General features: G+C 34.4%; 21 protein-coding genes. 19 read left to right on the top strand and 2 right to left on the bottom strand.

Annotated elements, in window-relative coordinates:
• The first annotated feature begins 281 nt into the window (after positions 1 to 281).
• A complete protein-coding gene (locus ETI37_RS03475; protein WP_006587355.1) occupies positions 282 to 1,283 on the top strand; it encodes a LacI family DNA-binding transcriptional regulator in 1,002 nt (333 codons plus the stop codon).
• A gap of 407 nt (positions 1,284 to 1,690) precedes the next feature.
• On the opposite strand, the gene lexA is transcribed toward ETI37_RS03475, so the two are convergent.
• Positions 1,691 to 2,326: a transcriptional repressor LexA gene (lexA, locus tag ETI37_RS03470; RefSeq protein WP_006586878.1), complete on the bottom strand. Its 636-nt coding sequence runs from the start codon at positions 2,324 to 2,326 to the stop codon at positions 1,691 to 1,693.
• A gap of 138 nt (positions 2,327 to 2,464) precedes the next feature.
• Between lexA and ETI37_RS03465 the strand changes: the two genes are divergently transcribed.
• From ETI37_RS03465 to ETI37_RS03450, 4 genes are all read left to right on the top strand, one after another.
• Complete coding sequence (locus tag ETI37_RS03465) at positions 2,465 to 2,713, top strand: DUF896 domain-containing protein (RefSeq protein WP_006584889.1); 249 nt, start codon at positions 2,465 to 2,467, stop codon at positions 2,711 to 2,713.
• A 17-nt stretch (positions 2,714 to 2,730) separates the two neighbouring features.
• Positions 2,731 to 2,952: a YneF family protein gene (locus tag ETI37_RS03460; protein ID WP_006584888.1), complete on the top strand. Its 222-nt coding sequence runs from the start codon at positions 2,731 to 2,733 to the stop codon at positions 2,950 to 2,952.
• A gap of 87 nt (positions 2,953 to 3,039) precedes the next feature.
• Complete coding sequence (locus tag ETI37_RS03455; protein WP_034535761.1) at positions 3,040 to 4,794, top strand: ABC transporter ATP-binding protein; 1,755 nt, start codon at positions 3,040 to 3,042, stop codon at positions 4,792 to 4,794.
• Complete coding sequence (locus tag ETI37_RS03450; protein WP_006586876.1) at positions 4,778 to 6,571, top strand: ABC transporter ATP-binding protein; 1,794 nt, start codon at positions 4,778 to 4,780, stop codon at positions 6,569 to 6,571. Before ETI37_RS03455 ends, ETI37_RS03450 begins: the two co-directional genes overlap by 17 nt.
• A 29-nt stretch (positions 6,572 to 6,600) precedes the next feature.
• Here ETI37_RS03450 and ETI37_RS03445 read toward each other — a convergent pair whose 3' ends face one another.
• Positions 6,601 to 7,215 (bottom strand): lysophospholipid acyltransferase family protein, encoded by a 615-nt coding sequence (locus tag ETI37_RS03445; protein ID WP_006586875.1) that lies wholly within the window; start codon positions 7,213 to 7,215, stop codon positions 6,601 to 6,603.
• Positions 7,216 to 7,278: 63 nt separating this feature from the next.
• Here ETI37_RS03445 and ETI37_RS03440 point away from each other — a divergent pair, with 63 nt between their 5' ends.
• The 14 genes from ETI37_RS03440 to ETI37_RS03375 all read left to right on the top strand — a co-directional run bounded on the left by ETI37_RS03440 (position 7,279) and on the right by ETI37_RS03375 (position 22,714).
• On the top strand, positions 7,279 to 8,289 hold the full coding sequence (locus ETI37_RS03440) for a GIY-YIG nuclease family protein (RefSeq protein WP_006586874.1): 1,011 nt from the start codon (positions 7,279 to 7,281) through the stop codon (positions 8,287 to 8,289).
• A 169-nt stretch (positions 8,290 to 8,458) separates the two neighbouring features.
• Complete coding sequence (gene rpsB, locus ETI37_RS03435; protein WP_006586873.1) at positions 8,459 to 9,241, top strand: 30S ribosomal protein S2; 783 nt, start codon at positions 8,459 to 8,461, stop codon at positions 9,239 to 9,241.
• A 33-nt stretch (positions 9,242 to 9,274) separates the two neighbouring features.
• A complete protein-coding gene (gene tsf / locus ETI37_RS03430) occupies positions 9,275 to 10,150 on the top strand; it encodes a translation elongation factor Ts (protein WP_006586872.1) in 876 nt (291 codons plus the stop codon).
• Between the two features lie 127 nt (positions 10,151 to 10,277).
• Positions 10,278 to 11,003, top strand: a complete 726-nt coding sequence (pyrH, locus tag ETI37_RS03425; RefSeq protein WP_006586871.1) for a UMP kinase — start codon at positions 10,278 to 10,280, stop codon at positions 11,001 to 11,003.
• Positions 11,003 to 11,560, top strand: coding sequence for a ribosome recycling factor (frr, locus tag ETI37_RS03420; protein WP_006586870.1), 558 nt, complete (start codon positions 11,003 to 11,005; stop codon positions 11,558 to 11,560). Before pyrH ends, frr begins: the two co-directional genes overlap by 1 nt.
• A 3-nt stretch (positions 11,561 to 11,563) precedes the next feature.
• Positions 11,564 to 12,277, top strand: a complete 714-nt coding sequence (locus tag ETI37_RS03415) for an isoprenyl transferase (protein WP_006586869.1) — start codon at positions 11,564 to 11,566, stop codon at positions 12,275 to 12,277.
• An 11-nt stretch (positions 12,278 to 12,288) separates the two neighbouring features.
• Positions 12,289 to 13,095, top strand: a complete 807-nt coding sequence (locus tag ETI37_RS03410) for a phosphatidate cytidylyltransferase (RefSeq protein ID WP_006586868.1) — start codon at positions 12,289 to 12,291, stop codon at positions 13,093 to 13,095.
• A gap of 2 nt (positions 13,096 to 13,097) precedes the next feature.
• Positions 13,098 to 14,351 carry an RIP metalloprotease RseP gene (rseP, locus tag ETI37_RS03405; protein WP_006586867.1) on the top strand — a complete coding sequence of 418 codons (1,254 nt, stop codon included), beginning with the start codon at positions 13,098 to 13,100 and terminating at the stop codon, positions 14,349 to 14,351.
• A gap of 19 nt (positions 14,352 to 14,370) precedes the next feature.
• On the top strand, positions 14,371 to 16,068 hold the full coding sequence (locus ETI37_RS03400) for a proline--tRNA ligase (protein ID WP_006586866.1): 1,698 nt from the start codon (positions 14,371 to 14,373) through the stop codon (positions 16,066 to 16,068).
• 9 nt (positions 16,069 to 16,077) lie between these two features.
• Positions 16,078 to 20,397, top strand: coding sequence for a PolC-type DNA polymerase III (locus ETI37_RS03395; protein WP_006586865.1), 4,320 nt, complete (start codon positions 16,078 to 16,080; stop codon positions 20,395 to 20,397).
• A gap of 95 nt (positions 20,398 to 20,492) precedes the next feature.
• The gene (gene rimP / locus ETI37_RS03390) at positions 20,493 to 20,969 is read left to right on the top strand and encodes a ribosome maturation factor RimP (protein ID WP_006587352.1); all 477 of its coding nucleotides are present in this window, start codon (positions 20,493 to 20,495) and stop codon (positions 20,967 to 20,969) included.
• A 20-nt stretch (positions 20,970 to 20,989) separates the two neighbouring features.
• A complete protein-coding gene (nusA, locus tag ETI37_RS03385; RefSeq protein ID WP_006586863.1) occupies positions 20,990 to 22,096 on the top strand; it encodes a transcription termination factor NusA in 1,107 nt (368 codons plus the stop codon).
• A gap of 9 nt (positions 22,097 to 22,105) precedes the next feature.
• Positions 22,106 to 22,402, top strand: coding sequence for an RNase P modulator RnpM (gene rnpM, locus ETI37_RS03380; RefSeq protein WP_034530357.1), 297 nt, complete (start codon positions 22,106 to 22,108; stop codon positions 22,400 to 22,402).
• Positions 22,403 to 22,714: a L7Ae/L30e/S12e/Gadd45 family ribosomal protein gene (locus ETI37_RS03375; RefSeq protein WP_006586861.1), complete on the top strand. Its 312-nt coding sequence runs from the start codon at positions 22,403 to 22,405 to the stop codon at positions 22,712 to 22,714.
• Positions 22,715 to 22,718: the final 4 nt, after the last annotated feature.

Raw genomic sequence — 22,718 nt, 5'->3', positions numbered from 1 at the left:
TCAAAGCCGGTTGGAAATTGCAATTTTAGCTTATAATTTGGCTTATTGTCTAGAAAGATTTAACTAGCACCACGCGTTTAGTAGTATATTTAAGAAGGATAGTTCAAATAATATTTAGTTACACAAAAATGAACCCAAATATTTAATCCGAAAAATATTAGGATAAATATTTGGGTTTATTTTAATAATAAATCAAGCAATATTAAGGAGGTCTAGATTATTTGTGCTATCATATTTTTTAAAATAATATTATATTTATAATGAGCAAGGAGGAAAATTTAATGACTAGTATGCAAGAAATCGCAGATAAAGCTGGCGTCTCACGAGCAACAGTTTCTAGAGTACTTTCAAATCATCCTTCAGTGAAAGCGGATACAAGGAAGAAAGTCATGTACTGGGTAAAAAAAATGAATTATGAACCAAATATGATTGCTCAAAGTTTGGCTGGAAATAGTACTAACTTGATAGGTGTTATTGTTCCTGAGATTGCATATCCATTTTTTAGCGAAATTATTGAAGCGATAGAGCGCCAGGCTTTTTATGAAGGATATAGTATTGTAATTTCTAACACAAATAGAAAAATCGAAAAAGAAAAAAATATTATTGCCGAATATAAAAAAAGAAAGGTGGACGGTATCATCGCCGTACCTGTATCTGAAAGAGAAAGTGTTTCTGTATACAAGAAAATATCTATACCTGTTACTGTAATTACAAAAAAAATTAATAATTTCAATTCTATATATATCTCTCACTATAAAGGGGGAGAACAAATTGCAAAGCATTTTATCAATTCTGGATTTAAGAAAATTGGATATATTGGTCCAATTAGTAATTCGACGTCAGCTAGAAAATTTGCAGGATTTAAAGATTATTTAAAAAATCAAGGAGTGCAATTAACAGATATCATTGAGTGTAATCCACCTAAAAATATGAATGCAACATTAGTTGCAGAATCAGTAAAAGAATATATAAGTAATAAAGAAATTGGAAGTGAAGTATTTTTTGCAAATGATGATATATCAGCATGTGAAGCGATAAATGCTTTTAAAATGCAAGGGTATGACATACCAAATGATATTAAAATTGCCGGTTTTGACAATACACTGTTAGCTAGAGAAATGAATCCAAGATTAACATCACTTGCACAACCATTGGAAGCGATTGGCAAAAAAGCGGTACAAGTACTGATTAATCAAATAAACTATCATACAAAACCACATATGTACGAAATGGAATCATATGTAGTTGAAAGAGAATCAACTTTAAATTTAAATATTAAGTAGTAATCTTATATGTATTAGGATAGTCAATTATTTGTTATTACAATTCTCAGGCTGTATATAGTTATATATATTAGCTTTTGGTTTACCATATCTTGATATTTGTCACGGATTTAAATCAGTAATTTATAATCTATAGTTTTTTCTATTGAGTGCCTATTTGAATTTTAAATTTGTTATTTATGTTTAGTTTTTAATCATATTACTTAAGACATGATACCGATCTTGAGTTGGAGTTAATAAGTTGTGCTTTATTGATCTTGTATTGCAATGCTTTTTATTGGAAAGAAATCAAAAAAATCAGCTCCAATTAAGGAACTGACTAAAATTTATATTTTAACTATTTATTAACTAGAAGATATCATAGTTTCGAGAATTACTAAAACGTTCAAAACATTCATTCTATAATTTTAATAATCTCTATTTAATGCAACTACCTTTCCACAAATCTTAAAGTTAGTATCTGGCAAAAGTTCATCAGGATACATTTCTTTATTGTAAGCCTTTAAGCGCAACTGTTTAGAGCTACGGTCTCGAACCAGTTCTTTTAAAGTAGTACCATTATTTTCAGTATAAGCCACAACTAAATCACCTTGGGCAGCGACATTTTGATGGCGAACGATTACTAAATCATCTGGATAGATACCTCGTTCAATCATACTCATACCGTCAACTTTTAACATGTATAAAGGGTCACGCTTATCAAAACGCTCTGGTCGCTGCACGTAATATTCTGCTCCGCTATCATCTGCTAAAGCGGTATCTGGATCTCCAGCAGCAACAGTTCCAAGATATGGAATCCCAGGATCAACCCCTAAGGCATTTAAACCTTCTTGAGTAATTTCAAGAGCGCGTGGCTTACTTGGGTCTTTAAATAAATAGCCAGTTTTCACTAGACGATTGAGGTGGCCGTGAACTGTTGAAGTAGATGATAAATCAACTGCTTCACAAATTTCACGAACCGTAGGTGGAAATCCACGATCTTCAACTGTGTTATAAATAAATTCAAGAATCTTGAATTGGTTAGAATCTTCTTTTAATGTCATAATATTGTCTCCGTATCTGTTCTTATGCCTAATTATAGCAGATTGTGTCACTTTCAACAAACGCTTGTTCCTGAAAAAAAGCCTTTTTTTATTTCTTATAATAATGTAAACTTAATATTGTTGTGAGGTGAAAAACCTATGGATAAAAAAGAAGAAGAACGTGTTCGTAATCGAATTAACGAACTTTATCATAAAAAACAAACTGAAGGCTTAACCCCTGAAGAACAGGCGGAACGAGAAGAACTTCATAAAAAGTTTATTGCTAATTTTAGAGCTGGATTTAAACAACAAATAGAAAATCTGGTTTTAATTGATAAAAATGGCAAAGAAATTACTTCAGAAAAGGCGAAACGCGCACAACGCCGCAAAGGCTTAAGAAAAGACTAAAACGGAGGTAAAAGAGAATGAATTTAGGTTTAGCAATTATTTTAATCATCGCTGCTTTATTAATTGGCCTTGTTGGGGGCTTTTATGGAGCACGTGCATACATGAAAAAGTATTTCCAAGAAAATCCACCAATTAATCAAGATATGATTGTTGCTATGATGTCTCAAATGGGGCAAAAACCATCTGCTAAGAAGGTTAACCAAGTAATGAACATGATGAAGCATCAACAAAAGAACTAATTTTCAAAGCATTAGTTGATTATTGGAGCGGGATTTTTCCTGCTTCTTTTTTTACATATATCATTAAAAAATAAAGAGGAGGAATTTATGGATATTTTCATAAAATTAAGCTGGTTTTTTAAGAAATATAAAAAACGCTACTTTTTTGGTATTTTATTTTTAATTTTAACCTCCTTTGTTAATTTGATTCCACCACTCGCTCTCGGGAGAATGGCAGAACTACTTAACCAAGGAAAAATAAGTTGGATGGAATTTATTATTAATGTTCTTGGAATACTGGTAGCTGCACTTTTATTATATGTTTTTCGCTTTGGCTGGCGGAGTCAACTTTGGGGTGGCGCTCAGATCTTAGCTCGTGATTTAACCACAAAATTATATTGGCATTTTTTAAAGATGGATCGTACTTTTTATCAGCGCCATCGAACTGGTGATTTGATGGCCCATGCTACTAATGATATTTCTGCTATCCAATATGTAGCCGGTGATGGAATATTAGCATTAGTTGATGCAGTTTTTACTGGTGGAACGACATTAATTGCCATGATGATTTTTGTTGATTGGCGCTTGACTTTGATTGCTATGATTCCAATGCCTTTGCTTGCTTTAATGGCTCGCTTTCTAGGGACAAAGCTTCATGAAGCATATCGAAATAGTCAAGAAGCTTTTAGCCAATTAAACAATAAAACTCAAGAATCAATTACTGGGATTAAAGTTTTAAAAACATTTGGTCAAGCACAAGAAGATATTGCAGCATTCAATAAAATGACACATGATACAATTCGCATTAATAAACGTGTTTTTAAAATCGATTCATTATATGATCCGTTGACTACTCTAATTATTGGTTTTACTTATGTAATTACCATTATTGCTGGTGGTCAAATGGTCCAGTCTAATGAAATTAATATTGGACAACTTGTTTCATTTGTCGCTTATATCGGGAGTCTTGAGTGGCCAATGTTTGCTATTGGTTATTTGTTTAATTTGATTGAAAGAGGGAGTGCTAGCTACAAGCGAGTTATGAGCTTGTTAAGCGAAAAGTCTTTAATTAAAGACCAAGCAGATCATCAAGTTGCTACAATAACTGGCGATTTAGAAGTAAATATTGATCAGTTTAAATATCCTGATGAAAAAAATAGATTGGCCTTGCAGAATATTAATTTTAATCTACAACCTGGGCAAACTCTGGGACTAGTTGGAAAAGTTGGAGCAGGTAAATCGACAATAATTGAACTGCTAATGAGAGATTTTGACAATTATCAGGGGCAAATTAAATTGGCTGGCAAAAACATCAAAGATATTGCTTTAGATTCGTATTTGAGTCAGATTTCATATGTGCCACAAAAGAATTTTTTGTTTTCAGTTTCGATTGCAGATAATATTCGCTTTGCTGAACCAGAAGCTACACTCAAGCAAGTTAGAAAAGCAGCTCAAGAAGCAGCTTTAGATAGTGATATTATGCTTTTTCCCAATAAATATGACACTTTAGTTGGAGAAAATGGTGTTTCGCTTTCTGGAGGTCAAAAACAACGCTTGGCAATTGCCAGGGCTTTAATAAAGGACAGTCAAATTTTAATTCTAGATGATGCCTTATCAGCAGTTGATGCCAAGACAGAAAAGAATATTTTAAATAATTTGCAAAAGTGTCGAAAAGATAAAACAACGATTATTGCTGCTCATCGTCTAAGTAGTGTAATGAATGCTGATTTGATTTTAGTTTTAAAAAATGGTCAGGTTATTGAACGAGGTACACATCAACAGTTACTTGCAGAAGATGGTTGGTATAAGGAGATGTGGGATAGACAAGAACTTGAAAAGAAGGTAGGTGAAGGAATTGAATAAGGATTACGAATCTATCTGGTCTAAGGCAATTAGCTTTAAAGAACAAAAACAAATATTTAAGCGAATTTTTAAATTTGTTTTGCTATATAAAGTAGAATTTTTTGCGTCATTGCTCGGGGCATTATTAGTAAGTGTGATAAATATTCTCTTGCCAAGATTTTTACAATATTACATGGATCACTTTTTGGCTCATAAGAATGCAACATGGCAGATTATTTATGGGGTAGCAGCTATTTATTTGCTTGGGCTAATTAGTAAGGCACTGCTCCAATTCTTTTATGAGTATTATTATTCCCTAGCTGGAGAGAAAACATTAGAAAAAGTTCGGCGTGTTTTATATCAGAAATTACATCAATTAGGGATGCGTTATTTTGACCAAAACCCAGCTGGATCAATTCTATCCAGAATAACTAATGACACTATGACTTTAAGTACTTTTTTATCAATGTTTTCTGCAGTTATGATTGGAATTATTTCTATGATTACAGCTTTTGTAGCAATGTATTATACTGATAAGATTGCCGGCTTAATTATTCTGGCATTTTTACCGTTATTACTTTTGGTTATGTGGCTGTATTCCTACTATAATTCACGATTATACCGAGAATATCGAGAGCGCAATAGTTTGATAAATACCAAATTAAATGAAAGTATTACAGGAATAAATGTTATTCAACAATTCCGGCAAGAAAAGAGAATTCAAGCTGAGTTTGAAGATATTACCAATGCACAATTAAAAACAAGAATGAAGCTTGTAAAAATGAACGCTCTTTTACTTTCTCCACTTACTAGTTTGCTTTACAATGTTGCAATTGCGGTCAGTTTGCTTTATTTTGGCTTTCCAACAAGAAGCGTTTTTGTGGCAGCGGGTGTTATTTATGCTTTTTCCAATTATATTCAAAGCTTTTTTAATCCAATTAGTTCAATGATGGATTCTTTAACATCATTTACAGATGGTATTGTTGCGGGAAAACGAATTTTTAAAATTCTAGATGAAACAGAATTGGAACCTCAACAGTCTGTTGATTCTAATGCCAAAATTGAATTAGGAAAAATTGAGTTTAAACATGTTTCTTTTTCTTATGATGGTAAAAATGACGTTTTACATGATATTTCTTTCACTTTAAAACCTGGCCAAACACTTGGAATAGTTGGTCATACTGGAAGTGGAAAAAGTTCTTTAATAAATATTATGATGCGTTTTTATGAATTTCATTCAGGCCAGATTTTATTAGATGGTCATGATATTCGAAATTTTAGTCCAGCTGAATTACGAAAAAAGATGGGCTTAGTTTTGCAAGAACCATTTATGTTTTATGGGGATATTAAAAGTAATATTCGCTTGTATAATAAAGAAATTAGTGATGAAGCTATTGTCAAAGCAGCTAAGCAAGTCCAAGCTGATAGTTTTATTGAAGAACTACCTGATAAGTATGACAGTAAAGTGATTGAAGGTGGAAGTGAATTTTCAAGTGGTCAACGTCAGTTAATATCTTTTGCTAGAACTTTGGTAACTAACCCTAAAATTTTGGTTTTAGATGAAGCGACTGCTAATGTAGATACTGAAACAGAAACGCTAATTCAAAATGGATTGAAGAAATTACGTCAAGGAAGAACTACTTTGGCAATTGCCCATCGGCTTTCAACAATTAAAGATGCAGACAAAATTATTGTACTTGATCGAGGAAAAATTGTTGAAACAGGTAATCATGAGGAATTGTTATCTAAGAAGGGCTATTATTATGATTTATATCGTTTACAACAAGAACGTGGATAGAAAAAATGAAGTGCAACTGCACTTCATTTTTATTTAGGAATATATTTGAAATTTGGATTTTGATCATGATCAAGTTTTGCCCAGGCATCTTCTAATTGCTTATATAGAATAGGCGTAGTTTCTTGATCAATCTTAGATTTACGATCAATTGTTATGGGATTGCCAATCACAACTTCAAGTGGTTTTCGTTTGAGGAAGTCTTTAAAAGTAAGCGGACCTTGATATACAACTGGTAAAAGTGGTTTGCCAGACATTTTAGCAATGACAAAAGCTCCGCTCTTTAATTCAGCAGAATGACGAGTTCCGGAAGGGAAAATCATCAGTGAATCTTGATCTTTACGCAAGCCTTTTACTGGAATAGTTAATGCAGATGGTCCTGGATTTTTCCTATCTACTGGAAACGCACCAGCATGGCGTAAAATAAAAGATAAAATTGGATTCTTAAAGAGTTCCTTTTTTGCCATAAACATATAAGTCATTGGGCTGGTTGCAAGTGCAAATAAAATTGGTTCCCACCATGTGCGATGGGGAGCAACTAAAATGTATGTTCCTTCTGGCAATCTTTCTTTATTATGAACGTGTAAATGCCCATTTAAAATCCAGACGATAAATCTAACAATCGGCCGAATGATTTTGTAAAACATAAATTACCTCCAATATTGTAGACTTATTATATCAAATAAGATGAAAAGGACAAAAAGCAAATTATGAAACTTAAAAATGGTGAAAAAATTGATCACATTTATAGTAATCAAATTCAAATAATTCAAGATAAAGAAGCTTTTAGTTTCTCATTGGATACAATTTTATTAGCAGCAGGCTGTTTAGATTACATTAAAGATCGTGATCAAATAGTTGAGTTTTGTGCCGGAAATTGTGCGGCTAGTATTTACTTGGCGCATCGAACAGAGGCACATTTTAAAACAATTGAAATACAAGATCATGCATATGACCAGGGGAAAAGATCAGTTGAACTTAATCATTTAGAAAATAGAATTGAGTGCTTTTTGGGTGATGTGAATGATGCAACTAAGTTTGTGGGGAGACAAAACAATATGGTTTTGGTTAATCCACCATACTTTAAAGTTGCGCCTGGTCATGTTGTTAATCCAAATGAAAAAAAAGCGCTCGCTAGACATGAGATTTTAGTAGATCTAGAACATATTATTTTGCAAGCTAGCCAAGTATTAAAAAATAAAGGCCGGTTAGTAATGGTACATCGACCAGAGCGTTTAGGTGAAATTTGCTATTTTTGTCAAAAATATAATTTACCTGTTAAAAAGATACAGCCATATACGTCTAGTTCCCATAAAGAGAGCAATCTTATTGTTATTACGGCTAGTAAAAATGGAGCAAGTGATGGATTGATTTTGAAAAGCCCAATAGTAACTCAGACAAGTGATGGGCATTATAATCCAGAAATCAATCAATTTTTATTGGCCCAAGAAGCAGAGCTAAAGAATAAGTATTATTTTTACGTCTTACTTTGCAATGATAATACTCTGTATGGCGGTTTTACAACTGACCTGAAGCAGCGGTTAAATGCACATAATAGTGGTAAAGGAGCAAAATATACCAAAAGTAGAAGACCTGTAAAAATGATTTATCACGAATGCTTTAATGATAAACAGCAAGCTCTAAAACGTGAATACTGGTTTAAACATCATTCTAGAAGTTGGAAGGAACAATTCTTAAAAGACCATAATGTTACAATATAATTTTTAAATGCGACAGTTGAAATTTTAATACCGCTTTGATAAAATAAGACAGTATGCGTATTTGCATATAATTAAAAAACACACATCAAGGGCGATTGGCATATGGTGCCGAAAGGTCAAGTGTCGAGTTGATCCCTTGAGAGGTATTAAACCATAGGAGGATTTTTTTATGTCAGTTGTAACAATGAAGCAATTGCTTGAAGCTGGTGTACACTTTGGTCACCAAACTAGAAGATGGGATCCAAAGATGAAGCCATACATCTTTACTCAAAGAAATGGCATCTACATTATCGACTTACAAAAGACCATCAAGATGTTAGATGATGCATACAACTACGTTAAGGCTGTTGCACAAAACGATGGTGTATTCTTATTCGTAGGTACTAAGAAGCAAGCACAAGAAGCTATTAAGGAAGAAGCTACTCGTGCAGGTCAATACTACGTAAACCAACGTTGGTTAGGTGGTACTTTGACTAACTGGACTACTATTCAAAGTCGTGTTAAGCGTTTGAAGCAATTGAAGGCTATGTCAGAAGATGGCACTTTCGACTTGTTACCTAAGAAGGAAGTTGCTCTTTTGACTAAGGAAATGGATAAATTACAAAGATTCTTAGGTGGTATCGAAGATATGCCAAGAATTCCAGATGTAATGTTCGTTGTTGACCCTAAGAAGGAAAAGATTGCGGTTCACGAAGCAAACAAGCTTGGTATCCCTGTTGTTGCCATGGTTGACACTAACACTGATCCTACTCCAATTGACGTAATCATTCCAGCTAACGATGACGCAATTCGTGCTATTCGTTTAATTGCCGGTGCTATGGCTGATGCCGTAATTGAAGGCAAGCAAGGCGAAGACGATGAAAACGTTGAACAAGAAATGGCTGATAAGGCTGCAGAATCTACTGACGAAAAGTCAATGGAAGAAGTAGCTAATGAAGCTGACGAAGATTAATTTTTACTTTTAGTTCCATAGGAGGAATTATTAATGGCAAAAATTACTGCTGCACAAGTTAAGGAATTACGTGAACGTACCGGTGCTGGTATGATGGACTCCAAGAAGGCTTTAGTTGAAGCTGAAGGAGACATGGAAAGAGCAATCGACATCTTAAGAGAAAACGGTGTTGCTAAAGCTGCTAAGAAGAGTGGCAGAATTGCTGCAGAAGGTTTAGCAGAATTCGCATTTGAAGGTAATACTGCTGCACTTGTTGAAGTTAACTCAGAAACTGACTTTGTTGCTTCAAACGACAAGTTCATTAACTTAGTTAATGATATTACTAAGGCTGTTTTAGCTGCAAAGCCTAAGAACATGGAAGAAGCATTGAATGCTCCTTTAGCTGATGGCACTATTGAAAGTGCAACAACTAATCTTACAGCCGTAATTGGTGAAAAGATTACTTTCAGAAGATTTAAGCTTATCAACAAGAACGATGATGAAGTATTTGGCGCATACAAGCACAATGGTGGTGCTATCGTTGCATTAGTTACCTTAAAGGGTGGCAACGAAGAAGCAGCTAAGAACATTGCAATGCACGTTGCTGCAATTAACCCAGAATACTTGAATAAGGATTCTGTTCCTGCAGACGAATTAGAACGTCAAAAGGCTGTATTCACTAAGGAAACTGAAAATGAAGGCAAGCCAGCTAACATCGTTCCTAGAATTGTTGAAGGTCGTGTAAACAAGTACTTGAGCGAAATCTGCTTGGTTGATCAAGCATATGTTAAGGACTCAGACATGACTGTTGAAGCTTACGTTAAGTCACAAAACGCTACTGTAGTTAACTTTGAACGTTTCGAAGTTGGTGAAGGCATCGAAAAGAAGCAAGAAGACTTTGCTGCTGAAGTTCGTGAACAAATGAAGTAATTTTCAAAAAAAGAAGCACTCTGTGCTTCTTTTTTTTGCTTAAAATTATTCAGATATAAGATAATCAACAAAACATTCTAGACTCAAGTATGGTAAAATGTTAAAAGCAAAACACTAGGAGGTTATTATGAGTCAAGTTAAGTATAAACGAATCATTTTAAAGGTTAGTGGTGAAGCTTTAGCCGGACCTAAGGGTGTAGGTATTGATCCAATTGTCATTAGCCACTTAGCAAAAGAAATTAAATCAATTCATAATTTAGGTGTTGAAATTGGTGTTGTCTGTGGTGGTGGTAACATGTGGCGTGGGGAAACTGGTGCCAAGCTTGGAATGGAACGTTCACAAGCAGACTACATGGGAATGCTCGCAACAATTATGAATGGTTTAGCCTTGCAAGATGGTTTAGAACATGTAGGTGTTCCTACGAGAGTTCAAACATCAATTGAGATGAGACAAGTTGCTGAACCATATATTAGAAGAAGAGCAGTTCGTCACCTTGAAAAGGGACGTGTTGTGATTTTTGGTGGTGGTACTGGTAACCCATATTTCTCAACGGATACTACAGCAGCTTTACGAGCAGCCGAAATTGATGCAGATGTAATTTTAATGGCAAAAAATGGTGTTGATGGTGTATATTCAGCTGATCCAAAAATTGATCCTAGTGCAACAAAATATGATGAATTAACTCAATTAGATGTAATTTCAAAGAACTTGAAAGTAATGGATAGAACTGCAAGTTCATTATCAATGGATACAGATATTCCATTAATTGTCTTTAACGTGAATACTGAAGGTAACATCAAGAAAGTTATCGAAGGTGAAAATATCGGTACAGTAATTAGAGGTGGAAAATAATGACAAACGATGTAATCGCTAAAGCAAAAGAAAATATGGATAAATCTATTGCGGTTTATCAAAAAGAATTAGGAAATATTCGTGCTGGTGTTGCAAATGCTAGTTTATTAGAAGGGGTTAAGGTAGATTACTACGGTGTACCTACTCCTTTGACACAAATGTCAAGTGTTACTATTCCTGAAGCTCGTGTTCTTTTAGTAACTCCTTATGATAAGTCTAGTTTAGACAATATTGAACACGCTTTGCTAGCAAGTGATTTGGGACTTACTCCGGCAAATGACGGTAATGTAATTCGCTTGGTAATCCCTCAATTAACTGGTGAACGTCGTGAAGAAATTGCCAAGCAAGTTGGTAAACAAGCTGAACAAGCAAAGATTGCAATCAGAAATGTTCGTCGTGAAGCTATGGATAGTTTGAAAAAACAAGAAAAAAATGGCGATATTACTGAAGATGAACAAAAGCGTTTAGAAAAGGATGTTCAAAAAGTTACTGATGACGCCACTAAACGTGTTGATCAACTTGCAGATGAAAAGCGTAAAGAAATCACTAAGGGCTAATCAATGACAAAAGAAAAAGAGTTAAATCATCTTGCCATTATTATGGATGGTAATGGTCGTTGGGCTCAAAAGCGCCATCTCCCACGAGTAATGGGGCATAAACAAGGTATGCAAAATATCGAAAAGATTGCCTTGGCAGCAAATGAAATGGGCGTAAAGGTTTTAACACTTTACGCTTTTTCTACAGAGAATTGGGGACGACCAACTGATGAAGTTAGTTATTTGATGAAGTTACCCATTACTTTTTTCGATAAGTTTATGCCTAAATTGATGGAAAATAATGTAAAAGTTAATATAATGGGCTTTTTAAATGAGTTACCAGATAAGACATTGGCTGTAACCCAGAAAGCTATGGAAGATACTAAAAATAATACTGGTATGATTTTAAATTTTGCCTTTAATTATGGATCAAGAAGGGAAATAACTACTGCAATTAAGAAAATTGCTAAGCAAGTTAAAAATGAAAGTATAACTCTTGAAGATATTAATGATAAATTGGTTAATCAAGAGTTGTTAACAGCCAATTTACCTTATCCTGATCCAGACTTGATTTTAAGAACATCAGGTGAACAGAGAATTTCTAATTTTCTATTATGGCAATTAGCATATTCAGAATTAGCTTTTACAGATAAATATTGGCCTGACTTTAATGAAGAAGATTTGAAAAAAGTAATTATGGATTTCCAAGGGCGTGATCGCCGATTTGGTAAATTATAAAGAGAGAATATATGAAACAACGTACAATTACGGCAGTGATTGCCTTAATTTTATTTATACCAATTGTTGTTGCAGGTGGCTATTGGATTGATTGGCTTGCAGCAGCATTAGCAGCAGTTGGAATTAGTGAAATTTTTTTGATGAAGAAGCAAATTCTTTTATCAATTGATTTTTTATTGGCTCTACTTGCTACATTGACCTGGACGGTTCCCAAGACATTTTTTAATGTCTTTCCAAAAGAAGTAACTAGACCTGGGATTTATTTTACGATGGTTATGTTGCTTTTGACATGGACAGTCTTATCAAAGAACAAAACCAGCTTTGATGACGTTGGTGTTTATACGCTAGCATCTCTATATATCGGAACGGGTTTTCATTACTTAGCAGCTATTCGAAATATTGACCATGGATCGATGTTAGGACTAGCTTTATTAGGCTATGTCTTTGTTGTGGTTTGGTCAACGGACATTGGTGCTTACATGATTGGCAAAAAGTTTGGAAAGCATAAATTATGGCCTGTGATTAGTCCCAATAAAACTTGGGAAGGATCTATAGGTGCAGTTGTTTGTGCAATTGCTTTTTCTGCAATCTATATTAATGTAGTACCATTAGTAAAAGATTATAGTTATCTTATCTGGACTAGTGCTATTTTATCAATTGTTGGTCAAATGGGTGATTTAGTAGAATCTGCTTATAAACGTTATTACGGAGTAAAGGATTCAGGTAAAATTTTGCCAGGACATGGTGGTATTTTAGATCGCTTTGATAGCATGTTATTTGTTTTACCTGTAATCGCTCTATTTTTTATTAAGGGATAAATATGACTACAGTTTTAATTTTTCTAGTCATTTTTGGACTATTAGTATTTGTACATGAATTTGGTCACTTTTTCGTTGCGAAAAAAAGTGGTGTTTTAGTGCGAGAATTTTCTATTGGAATGGGTCCCAAACTATTCCAAACTAGAAAGAAAAATACCAGTTATACCGTACGCTGGCTTCCATTAGGGGGATATGTGCGATTAGCTGGTAAAGATGATATTAGTACAATTGATCCAGGGACCAATGTTATTTTGGCTTTAGATGAGGCGGGTAAAGTTGTACGAATCGACGCTTCAGAATCTGATATAACGATTTCAGGCATTCCTTTACAAGTAACTAAGGCTGATTTGGTAAAAGACCTCACTATTCAGGGTTATGAAAATGGTGATGAAAGCAAAGAATTTAAGTATTCCGTTGATCATGATGCAACAATCATTGATAATACCGGGACAGAATTAACAATAGCTCCTGAAGACACACAATTCCAAAATGCTAAAATTTGGCAAAAAATTGCGACCAATATTGCAGGACCACTGATGAATATAATTTTAGGTTTTGTAATTTTTATTATTTGGTCAATATCAACAGTTGGTCCTTCAACAACAACTGTTGCACGAACTTTGGAAGATTCACCAGCAAGTACTGTTTTGAAGAAAAATGATCAATTAGTTGCTGTAAATGGGAAAAAAGTTACTAGTTTTGAGAATTTTAGTGAAAGAGTTGCTGAAAATAAAAGCAAAACAATGCAACTAACTATTAAGCGAGGCAACAAAACAAAGACTGTTTCTCTTAAACCCAAACTCGTTAAGTACAATGGTGAAAAAGCATATCAAATTGGGATATATGCTAAATCTGATGAACGTTTTTCTGTGAAATTGGCTAGAGGGTGGAACATGGCTGTGAATACAACCGGTTTGATTTTTAAAGCGGTTGGTAATTTAATTAGTCATTTTAGCTTAAACAAGTTATCAGGTCCTGTAGGGATTTATTCTCAGACTAGTCAAGTAAGCAAGTTTGGTATTTCAGCTGTTGTAGTCTTTTTAGCTATGATATCAATTAATTTGGGAATCATGAATTTGTTACCAATTCCTGGATTAGATGGCGGCAAGCTCTTATTGAATCTAGTTGAATTGATTCGCGGAAAACCAATTTCTGAAGAACATGAAACTGCAGTTGAAATTGCTGGAGTTGTATTTTTATTAATTTTGATTATATTAGTAACAGGTAACGACATTTATCGCTACTTTATTAAATAAATTATTTAGGGAGTTAATTATGCGACAATCGAATTTTTTTATGCCAACTTTGAAAGAAGCTCCTGCTGATGCAGTAGCAGCAAGTCATAAAATAATGATTAGAGGTGGATATATACGTCAGGTAACTGCTGGTGTGTATTCATACTTACCTTTAGGCTATCGGGTATTACGTAAAGCTGAAAGAATCATTGAAGAAGAAATGGATCGGATTAATGTTCCCGAAATGATTATGCCACATTTATTGCCAGCTACTTTGTGGCAAGAATCTGGTCGTTACTATAAATATGGTGATGAAATGTTTAAGCTAAAAGATCGTCATGGTCGTGATAGTCTTTTAGGTCCAACTCATGAAGAAACATTTACTGAAATTATTGCTAAAAACTTAAAGAGTTACAAGCAAATGCCTCTTGCACTTTACCAAATTCAAACTAAGTTCCGTGATGAAAATCGTCCAAGATTTGGTTTATTGCGCGGTCGTGAATTTGTAATGCTTGATGGCTACAGCTTTGCAGCTACAAAAGAACAGTTAGATAAGCAATTTGATGACCAAAAAGCAGCTTACAAGCGTATCTTCAAACGTGCAGGTGTTACTGTTCACCCTGTTATTGCAGATTCTGGTACAATGGGTGGTAAAAACTCAACAGAATTTCAAGCTCCAGCAGCAATTGGGGAAGACACCATTGCTACTAATGAAAAAGGTACATATGCTGCAAACCTTGAAATGGCAAAGAGCATTGATACCTTTAAGCAAGAACCTGAAGAATTGAAGCCAATGGAAAAAGTTGCTACACCTGGTTGCGAAACTATTGAACAATTGACTGAATTTTTGCGTGTGCCTGCTACTAGAATTGTGAAGAGTATCTTGTACATGGCTGATGACCAAAAGATTTTAGTCTTAATTCGTGCTGATAAGCAAATTAACGAAGTAAAATTGGGTCATTTATTAGATGCAAATGAAGTTCGTGAAGCAACTGCAGAAGAATTGGTTAATGTTACTGGTAGCGAAAAAGGTGGAGTTGGTCCAGTTAAAGCTGATTGGGCAGATAAGATTATCGCTGATGAAACAGTTAAGGACTTGTACAACATTGTTGTTGGGGCAAATGAAACTGGTTATCAATTCCAAAACGCTAATTTGAATCGTGACTTCAAAGTTGATGAATTTTCAGACATTAGAACTGCAAATGAAGGTGAACCAGATCCAGTTGATCATTTGCCTCTTCAATTTACTACTTCAATTGAAGTTGGACACATCTTTAAGTTGGGTACCTACTATACTGAAACTATGGGTGCTGATTTCCTTGATCAAAATGGTAAAGCACAACCAGTTATTATGGGCTCATACGGTATTGGTGTAACAAGAATGTTATCTGCAGCAGTTGAGCAAAACTTGACCGAACACGGTGTTGCATGGCCAAAGGAAATTGCACCATTTGCTCTTCACCTGATTCAAATGAAGATGAAGGATGAAGTTCAAACTAAATTAGCAGAAAGTTTATATGCTAAATTTAGCGATAAATATGACGTTCTTTATGATGATCGTAATGAACGTGCAGGTGTTAAATTTGCAGATGCAGATTTAGTAGGAGCACCATTAAGAATTACAATTGGTAAGAAAGCTGCCGATGGTATTGTTGAAGTTAAGCGTCCCCTTGATGAAAAGGCAAGTGAGGTAACTTTAGCAGAACTTGAAGCATTAGTTGCAAAAGAATTGGATTAGGTAATATTTGTGGCAGATTCAAATAAACTTTTTTTAAGATTTTTGAAGCAGATTAAGTTTCCCAACTCTTTTAGTGACAATGATTTACTCGAAAAGGGTAAAATCGAAAACGTGGATGTTTACGGAAAAAAGCGTAAGTGGGATATCCACGTTTTTTTTGATACGCCACTAAAGTTTGATACTTATGAAGCATTAATTAAGCTCACAGAACAAGAATTTAGTCCCTTTGTTGATGTGAATATTATGATATCAACGGCTGACGGTTCGGATAGATATTTGCCTGATTATTGGTCATTTGTGGTTAGTCATACTGAAAATATGACTGTAATGGCTCGTGAATGCTTGTCTAGTAAAAAGCCAGTTAAAGTTGCAAGTGATTGGATAATTGGAGTTGAAACTCCGATGCTTGCCAATTCGATTTCACAATCTGATTTAGATAATTTGAGTTTTGATTTGCGTAGATATGGTTTCTTTAATATAAAGTTGAAACTGCAAGTTAAGAATCAAAATGAAGAAGCAAATCTGGCAAGTTTGGAACAATTAGAACAGTTGCAAGCAGAACACGAAAAAAGCATGAATGAGGCTTTTAAAAATATTCCTCCTAAGCCTAAGAGAGTTGCACCAAATAATAATCGGCAAACAAGAGAAAAGAACTTTGGTAAAGCAGACATTCCTGCTAGTGAAATAATCGGAATGAAAGAGATTGAAGATGGGATGAGAAATATCGTCATCGAAGGAAATATCTTCAATATTGATTCCCATGAATTAAAATCTGGAGCTTATATTTTTTCAGGAGAAATTACTGACTATTCAGATTCTATTGCCTTCAAAAAATTTGTTAAAGATAAAGAGCAGATTGAAATGTTGAAGGGTATTAAGCCAGGAGTATGGGCTAGAATGTCTGGAAGTGCCTTAGATGATCAATATGTTCATGACGTTGTTTTTAATATTAATAATTTCAAAATTATTGAACATATTGGTCGGACAGAAAAGTATGAAGGTGATAAAAAGCGAGTAGAGCTCCATTTACATACTATTATGAGTCAGCTTGATGCAACTAATACTGCAACTGATTTTATCTCTACAGCTAAAAAATTTGGACAAAAAGCGATAGCAATTACAGATCACGGAGATGTACAGTCATTTCCTGAAGCATATAGCGCTGGCAAAAAACAAGAAATGAAAATTTTGTACGGATTAGAAGCTAATATGGTAGATGATCACGCTTTATTAGTTTTAAATCCAGCGCCTATGACTTATGAAAACCGTGAATTTGTAATTTTTGACGTTGAAACTACTGGTCTTTCATCAGTTTATGACACTATAATTGAAATTGGGGCCGTAAAAATGAAAGACGGCGAAGTGATTGAAAGATTTGATGAATTTATTAATCCGCATCATCCATTAAGTGAAACTACAATTAATTTAACTTCGATTACTGATGAAATGGTTTCAAAAGCTGATGATGAAGCTGAAGTTATAAAGAGATTTCAGGAGTTTTATGGAGATCGTCCTCTTTGTGGGCATAATGTTCAATTTGATGTGGGATTTGTTAATGCTGCGTTAAGAAGAAGTGGTTTAAAGGAAATTACTCAACCTGTCGTAGATACTTTAGAGGTTTCTCGTTTACTTCATCCTGAACAAACTAAACATACTCTTGATTCACTTTGTAAAAAGTATAATGTCGTTCTTGAACACCATCACCGTGCAAATCAAGATGCTGAGGCAACTGGATATTTGATGTTTAAATTGTTAGATGCGTTTAATGACAAGTTTGAGCAAGATGATTTAGGAAAAATGAATGATTATGCTAAATTTGGTCAAGTATATAAACGTGCTAAACCAGCTCATATGACAGTCTTAGCTTTAACCCAAAAGGGCTTAAAGAATATGTATAAACTAGTTTCTTTAGCAAGTACACAGTATTTTTATCGTGAACCTAGAACACCTATTTCAGAATTAAGAAAATATCGAGAAGGTTTGCTGTTTGGTAGTGGTTGCTGGAAGGGTGATGTATTCATCACCATGATGCAAAAGGGTTATGATGAAGCAAGAGAAAAAGCCAAATTCTATGACTTTTTAGAAGTTCAACCACCAGCTGCGTATTCACAATTAATAGCAGATGAATTGATTAAAGATGAGAATCAATTAGAAGAAATTCTAAAAAACATTTACAAATTAGGTCAGGAATTGAATATCCCAGTTGTTGCAACAGGGGATTGTCATTATCTAAATCCGGAAGATAAAATTTATCGAGAAATTTTAATTGCAGCTCAAAGATCAAATCCTAATCGTAATAAACCACAACCAAAATTGCATTTTTATTCTACTCAAGAGATGTTAGATGCTTTTAGTTTTATGGGAGAAGATATTGCTAAAGAAATAGTGATTGATAATACTAATAAAATCGCTGATGAAATTGAAGATATTGCTCCCGTAAAAAGTGGTCTTTATCCACCACACATTAAAGATGCAGATCAACAAATGACAGATTTAACCTATAATAAAGCCTATGAATTGTATGGAAAGCCATTACCTAAAATTGTTAAAGACCGAATTGAATTAGAACTAAATTCAATTATTTCTAATGGGTATGCTGTTATTTATTTGATTTCACAAAAACTAGTGGCCAAGTCTAATAAAGATGGATATTTGGTTGGTTCTCGTGGGTCAGTTGGATCTAGTCTGGTTGCAACAATGTCTGGAATTACAGAGGTAAATCCTTTGGCGCCACATTATCGTTGCCCTAAATGTAAATATTCACATTTCTTTGAAAATGGTGAATATGGATCAGGGTTCGACTTGCCAGACAAAAAGTGTCCAGAATGTGGTACAGAATTAGTAAAAGATGGCCAAGATATTCCATTTGCAACTTTCTTGGGATTCCATGGTGACAAGGTTCCAGATATTGATTTGAATTTCTCAGGAGATTATCAACCTGTAGCTCATAATTATATTAGAGTTATGTTTGGACCAGCTAATTCATTTAGAGCGGGAACTATTTCTACTGTTGCAGATAAGACAGCTTATGGATATGCTAAGCATTTTGAAGAAGAACGTAATTTAAACTTGCGTTCCGCTGAATTAGATCGCTTAGCAACTGGGACGTCAGGTGTTAAAAGAACCACAGGTCAGCACCCAGCTGGGATTGTTGTAGTTCCGGATGACATGGATATATATGATTTTACTCCAGTGCAATATCCGGCAGATGATTTAAATGCAGCTTGGTTAACAACACACTTTGATTTCCACTCAATTCACGATAATATCTTAAAGTTTGATATTCTTGGACACGATGATCCAACTATGATCAGAATGTTGCAAGATTTAAGCGGAGTTGACCCAATGACAATACCACCTGATGATCCAGGAGTTATGTCATTATTTTCTGGAACAGATATTTTAGGAGTAACTCCTGAACAAATAGCTTCAAAGACAGGAACACTGGGTGTACCAGAATTTGGAACAAAATTTGTTCGCGGAATGCTTGAAGAAACAAATCCAACGACTTTTTCTGAATTGCTACAAATCTCAGGATTATCACATGGTACTGATGTTTGGCTAGGAAATGCAGAAGACTTAGTTAACAATGGAACTTGCAAATTAAAGAATGTTATTGGATGTCGTGATAATATTATGATGGACTTGATTCACTGGGGAGTTAAGCCAGAAGTAGCCTTTTCAACAATGGAATCTGTTCGACATGGTCGTGGAATTAGTGATGATGATATGGCTGTCTTAAAAAAGAACAATAATATTCCTGATTGGTATATTCCATCTTGCTTGAAAATTAAGTATATGTTCCCTAAAGCACATGCTACTGCCTATATTTTAATGGCTTTGCGAATAGCTTGGTTTAAGGTTTACTATCCAGTGATTTATTACACTTCATATTTTTCAGTTAGAGCAGATTTGTTTGACCTTGTGGCTATGAGCCATGGTAAAAATTCTGTTAAAGCGGCTATTAAGAAGATTCAAGATCAAGGAAATGATGCAAGTGCTAAAGATAAATCTTTATTAACAGTTTTGGAAATTGCCAATGAATGCTTAGAACGTGGTATAAAAATAAAAATGGTAGATGTCAATGAATCAGAAGCGTTAAACTTTAAGATTATTGATGATCACACTATTTTGGCACCATTTAATGCTGTTCCTGGTTTAGGTGATAATGCTGCTAAGCAAATAGTTGCAGCAAGAGCTGAACAGAAATTCTTATCCAAGGAAGATTTAAGAACGAGAGGTAAAGTTTCACAAACTATTATGGATTATTTAGAAGTCAATGGTGTTTTGGAAGGGATGCCTGAGCAAAATCAATTGTCGCTATTTTAATTTTTGCTAGATTGTGATATAATAACAAACGTAGTTCGAATAGCCAATTCGAGTGAGCAGTAATGCTCACTCTTTTTAGTACGGAGGAAGATTTTTTGACAAAAATCATTGATCTTGTAACGGATTTAGTTACCCCTTTAGCTGAAAAGCGTGGGGACGAATTAGTTGATGTTGAATACGTAAAAGAAAAAAATCAATATTATTTGCGTATCTATGTTGATCGCGGAGAAAGTGGAATTGACATTGAAGAAATTGCCGCTTTAAGTGAAATAGTTTCTGAAGAACTAGATAAGTTAAATCCTGATCCTTTTACAGAACCATATATGTTGGAGTTATCTTCACCAGGTTTGGAACGTCCAATTAAGAATGAACGCGATTGGAATAAGGCTTTAAATAAATATATCCACGTAGCTTGCTACCAAAAGATTGATGGACAAAAGTCTTTTGATGGTACTTTATTAAGTAGAGATAATAAAAAAATTACGTTAAAAATCAAGATTAAAACTCGGACTAAAGAGTTGGAAATCCCAATTGGGGCAATTGCAAACGCTCGATTTGCAATTGAATTTTAGAAAGGGCTGATTAAAAACTTATGACTAAAGAAATGTTAGAAGCTTTTGCCACTTTAGAAACTGAAAAGGGTATTAAGCAAGAAATTATTGTTGATGCAATTAAGGCTGCCCTTGTAGCAGCATATAAAAAGAATTACAATCAAGCCCAAAATGTTGAAGTTGACTTGGATGAAAGAAAGGGTAACTTCAAAGTGATGGCTATTAAGACGGTTGTTGATGAAGTTCAAGATGATCGCTTAGAAGTTAGCTTGAAAGATGCACTCGAAATTAATAAAGCATATGAAGTGGGCGATGAAATTAAATTTGAAGTAACTCCTAAAGATTTCGGGAGAATTTCAGCTCAGACAGCTAAGCAAGTAATTATGCAACGCCTTCGTGAAGCTGAAAGAAATCACATTGTCAGCGAATATTCACAATATCAAGATGAACTTGTGACAGGTGTTGTAGAACGTCATGATAATCGTTTTGTTTATGTCATGATTGACAAAGTTGAAGCAGTTATGCCACGTGGCGACCAAATGCCAAATGAAGTATACAACCCACAAGATAAGATTCGAGTTTTGGTAACTAAAGTGGGTAATGATACTAAAGGAGCTCAAATTGTTGTTTCAAGAACTGCACCAGATATGGTTAAGCGATTATTTGAACAAGAAGTTCCTGAAGTTTACGATGGTACTGTTCAAATTGTATCGGTAGCACGTGAAGCTGGAGATAGAACCAAGATTGCTGTTAAATCAGATGATCCTAACATTGACCCTGTTGGTACTTGTGTAGGTCCAAAGGGAGCTCGTGTTCAAAATGTAGTTAATGAATTAGGTGGAGAAAATATTGATATTGTAAAATATGAAGATGATCCAGCTGACTTCATTGCTAATGCTCTTAATCCTGCAGAAGTAATTGCTGCTCAATTTGGTGAAGATGAAGATGAAAAGAGTGCATTAGTTATCGTTCCTGATTACCAATTATCTTTAGCAATTGGTAAGAAAGGACAAAATGTACGTCTTGCTGCTCGTTTAACAGGCTATAAGATTGATATTCGTCCAGAATCTCAAGTTGAATTTGTTGATGAAGACAATGGAAACAGTGAAAATGCTGGTGAAGAAAAACCAGCAGATAATGAAGAATAGGTGATTTTTTTGAAAAAAAGAAAAGTCCCAATGAGAAAAGATTTGTTGACGAACACTATGCAGCCAAAAAAAGATTTGGTAAGAATTGTCATCAACAAAGAAAAAGAAGTTTCAGTTGATCCAACTGGTAAAAAACCGGGACGTGGAGCCTATGTTTCATTAGAACCTGAAAAGATAACTGAAGCTCAAAAGAACAAGATTTTAGACCGAAGTTTAGGTACTAAAATTGATGATAGTTTTTATAAAGAACTTTTTGAATATGTGGATCATCAAAAGGCAAGAAAAGAATTATTTGGTGATAAATAAGTGCATAATCGTGAAAAGACAATAAATTTTTTAGGACTAATTCAAAGAGCCGGAAAACTGGTTTCTGGCACAGATATGGTGATTTCATCAATAAAAGCTAGAAAGGTTAAATTAGTAATTATAGCTAGTGATCTGTCGCAGGCAACTCGGCAAGAAGTTGTAAGCTTAGCGCAAAAAAACAGTTTGCCAATTATTGATGAATTTTCTGAGCTTGAAATATCTCAAGCAATTGGTAAAGCTAGAAAAGTTTTAGCAGTTAGCGATTTGGGATTTAGTAAAGCACTACAAAAGAAATTAAATGAAGGAGTGTGATCTG

Source organism: Lactobacillus mulieris, from assembly GCF_007095465.1.
Classification (GTDB): Bacteria; Bacillota; Bacilli; order Lactobacillales; family Lactobacillaceae; genus Lactobacillus; species Lactobacillus mulieris.
This window is presented reverse-complemented; position numbering and strand designations above follow the sequence as displayed.

Bases quoted from the DNA above. Each gene is read 5' to 3' on its own strand.
- rpsB (WP_006586873.1), top strand. From the start codon at position 8,459: ATGTCAGTTGTAACAATGAAGCAATTGCTTGAAGCTGGTGTACACTTT.
- ETI37_RS03415 (WP_006586869.1), top strand. From the start codon at position 11,564: ATGACAAAAGAAAAAGAGTTAAATCATCTTGCCATTATTATGGATGGT.
- ETI37_RS03460 (WP_006584888.1), top strand. From the start codon at position 2,731: ATGAATTTAGGTTTAGCAATTATTTTAATCATCGCTGCTTTATTAATT.
- nusA (WP_006586863.1), top strand. From the start codon at position 20,990: ATGACTAAAGAAATGTTAGAAGCTTTTGCCACTTTAGAAACTGAAAAG.
- rseP (WP_006586867.1), top strand. From the start codon at position 13,098: ATGACTACAGTTTTAATTTTTCTAGTCATTTTTGGACTATTAGTATTT.
- lexA (WP_006586878.1), bottom strand. From the start codon at position 2,326: ATGACATTAAAAGAAGATTCTAACCAATTCAAGATTCTTGAATTTATT.
- ETI37_RS03445 (WP_006586875.1), bottom strand. From the start codon at position 7,215: ATGTTTTACAAAATCATTCGGCCGATTGTTAGATTTATCGTCTGGATT.
- ETI37_RS03410 (WP_006586868.1), top strand. From the start codon at position 12,289: ATGAAACAACGTACAATTACGGCAGTGATTGCCTTAATTTTATTTATA.
- ETI37_RS03465 (WP_006584889.1), top strand. From the start codon at position 2,465: ATGGATAAAAAAGAAGAAGAACGTGTTCGTAATCGAATTAACGAACTT.
- frr (WP_006586870.1), top strand. From the start codon at position 11,003: ATGACAAACGATGTAATCGCTAAAGCAAAAGAAAATATGGATAAATCT.
- ETI37_RS03455 (WP_034535761.1), top strand. From the start codon at position 3,040: ATGGATATTTTCATAAAATTAAGCTGGTTTTTTAAGAAATATAAAAAA.
- tsf (WP_006586872.1), top strand. From the start codon at position 9,275: ATGGCAAAAATTACTGCTGCACAAGTTAAGGAATTACGTGAACGTACC.
- ETI37_RS03440 (WP_006586874.1), top strand. From the start codon at position 7,279: ATGAAACTTAAAAATGGTGAAAAAATTGATCACATTTATAGTAATCAA.
- ETI37_RS03400 (WP_006586866.1), top strand. From the start codon at position 14,371: ATGCGACAATCGAATTTTTTTATGCCAACTTTGAAAGAAGCTCCTGCT.
- ETI37_RS03475 (WP_006587355.1), top strand. From the start codon at position 282: ATGACTAGTATGCAAGAAATCGCAGATAAAGCTGGCGTCTCACGAGCA.
- pyrH (WP_006586871.1), top strand. From the start codon at position 10,278: ATGAGTCAAGTTAAGTATAAACGAATCATTTTAAAGGTTAGTGGTGAA.